Source organism: Clostridium sp. BL-8 (assembly GCF_002006495.1).
In the GTDB taxonomy this organism is placed as follows: Bacteria; Bacillota; Clostridia; order Clostridiales; family Clostridiaceae; genus Clostridium.
The window spans coordinates 1-2511 of record NZ_LZZL01000182.1 but is presented as its reverse complement, the minus strand read 5'-3'; the positions used below and the strand labels follow the sequence as shown (position 1 = coordinate 2511).

General features: G+C 29.7%; 4 protein-coding genes. 2 read left to right on the top strand and 2 right to left on the bottom strand.

The window, feature by feature from the left end:
* Nucleotides 1–91: 91 nt before the first annotated feature.
* Nucleotides 92–547 carry an NUDIX domain-containing protein gene (locus tag CLOBL_RS27000; protein ID WP_077861811.1) on the bottom strand — a complete coding sequence of 152 codons (456 nt, stop codon included), beginning with the start codon at nucleotides 545–547 and terminating at the stop codon, nucleotides 92–94.
* A 139-nt stretch (nucleotides 548–686) separates the two neighbouring features.
* Entirely contained in the window at nucleotides 687–1355 is a 669-nt protein-coding gene (locus CLOBL_RS26995) for an HAD family hydrolase (protein WP_077861810.1), read from the bottom strand.
* A 236-nt stretch (nucleotides 1356–1591) separates the two neighbouring features.
* Between CLOBL_RS26995 and CLOBL_RS26990 the strand changes: the two genes are divergently transcribed.
* On the top strand, nucleotides 1592–1816 hold the full coding sequence (locus CLOBL_RS26990) for a DUF1659 domain-containing protein (protein WP_077861809.1): 225 nt from the start codon (nucleotides 1592–1594) through the stop codon (nucleotides 1814–1816).
* 198 nt (nucleotides 1817–2014) lie between these two features.
* A complete protein-coding gene (locus tag CLOBL_RS26985; RefSeq protein WP_077861808.1) occupies nucleotides 2015–2233 on the top strand; it encodes a DUF2922 domain-containing protein in 219 nt (72 codons plus the stop codon).
* Nucleotides 2234–2511: the final 278 nt, after the last annotated feature.

Here is a 2511-nt window from a genome sequence, read left to right as displayed (position 1 = left end):
TTTCTGAATAGTGCGATATTCTAATTTACTATTAAATTTTTACGTATATTAATGCTTATAACCAACTCTACAAATAGAAATTTACTTATTATTATAATAAAACTTTTTCAATATCCTTTAGTATTGCTTTATCGACAGGAGCATTTATATCTCTAGGAAGATTATCAACATCAAACCATTTAAGCTCAATTACTTCCTCATTATCTTGTTTTAATTCGCCTTCATATCCCTCACATAAAAAAATTACATTAATGAAATATACTTCATCACCATTCGGATAAACTGTATGCATATCTTCTCCTGAAAAAATCTTATATAATTTTAATTCTGTTGGATTTATACCTATTTCTTCATTCAATTCACGTTTAACTGTTTCCTCTACTGTTTCTCCTAATTCGAGAATACCTCCATGTATAGCCCAATTACCATTATCTGCTCTTCTCTGCAATAATATTTTTCTATTTTTATGTATTATAGCTCCTGCTGCTACAAGAAGTAATGGTGCATTACCAATATGTTTTCTTAACTTTTTTACATATTCATCCATATATTTTCACACTACCCTTAACAATTTTTTAGATATCTAATACACAATAAAATATCATTATTCTTTAAATCCATCAATAATTATTACTATTTTTTTCAGTTATACAAATTGAAATTTGTATAACTATCCCTATCAGTATCTATATATAATTTAGCACATCTAGCGGTTTTTCGATTTGTTTAAAGTTCTCTTTTCTGCCTGATGGTTGAGTAGTTCCCTCTTGTAAATACCAAACTGCTTGGACTGCATTCATTCCTAGTTCTCTAGCAGCTTCTAATTCAAAGCTACCCCCATCTCCCACATATACACATTCATCGGCTTTTACCATCAATTTATTCATGCATCTTTTATATATTTCAGCATCGGGTTTTTGTATTCCTTGTTCATATGATAGGCAAACTGCATCAAAATATGGAAACAGTGCACTTTTTTGAATTACATATGATTCCTCTGAAAAACAATTACTTATTAGTCCTATCATAATTCCTTTTTCTTTTAAGTCACAAAGCAACGATATTATTTCTGGGTGCAAATGATTAAAACATTCTACCTTTGTTGCTATACGTTTTTGAACAATTGAATCCCGCAATTCCTTAGAATAGCACTTGTTCCTTATAAGAATCATTTTGAGGGCTTCCTCAAGTGTCATTTTGCCTATTGTTCGGTCGATTTCTGTAGACTTCCACAGTTCTTGAAATTTATCTTCTGATATTCCTGCATCTATAGACATTTGTGTGCCAAAATATAGAGGACTTTTAAAAAGAGTTATTAAGGTTTCATACATATCAAAAATTACTGCTTTTATCATAAATACACCGCCCCATCCTTTTTGGCAAATTCCGATTTGTAGTTATTTCAAATCTCTCTACAAATTATAATTTATTTATTAGTTAATTATAACATATATTACCAACACTAAAGTATTTGATTTTCATTAATTACCGCTTACTCTCTTTATTTCTATCATATTTTTTATGGAAATAGGTAATATTTCAATTCTGTACATATATCCTCTATGAAAACAAAATAAAGGAGGTAAAAACCATGGCTGTAACTAAAGTTCTTAACTCTGCTTCACTTAGTATTGAAGTACAAAAAGATGTTGATAAGGCCGGCGATCCAATTTATGCCAAAAAGACTTTTTCAAATGTAAGAATTGATGCTGATGCTCAAAATGTCTATGAAGTTGCTGAAGCTATCAAATTAGTTTTGGATGCTAACACTAGAGATTGCTTCATAACTGAATCTTCTACTTTAATTAATGCTTAAGCAGATAAGTGAGATAAGTGAGAGTCCAAATCTATGATTTGGTTTCTCGAACTTAGTTAAATCATGTATATGATTTAACTTCCTTAAAGACATTTCAAATCTATGATTTGATAATGATCGCTTACCCTGTGAGTACTCCTACAACGGTAGGAGTAGGAGTTTCCTTATCTCTAAACTGAATGAAAGGAGGTAAATTAAATGGAATATACTTTATCTATGACTTTTTTAACTGAAGCTGGTGAAAAGAGTACTTTAAGCATTTCTGGTGTTAAGCCTAATCTTACAAAAGATCAGGTAAATGCAATTATGGACACCATAATTGAAAAAAATATTTTCTTCACTAATTCTGGCAGCTTAGTTAAAAAATCTGGCGCTCAATTGACTCAAAGAGAAGTTACTAAATATGAAGTAGCTTAGATCAAATTAGTGCAAAAAATAGAAGCTTATCCAAAATCAAAATTGGATAAGCCTTTATTTTTTGGCTGTGTTTTGAAAGAAACCTCCTAAATTCACTAGTCAATACTTTGAAAGAAGGTAATGTTATATGAGATTCCACCGTATTCTTTTTCTCTTTCAATAGAAATGTTACAACTATTAAAGTTAATATCATTGGAATAGCAGTAATATTGAATAATACGACTTTACAATTTGCTATTCATTTTTATTTATACATAACTTGAGATGATTCCGAACTA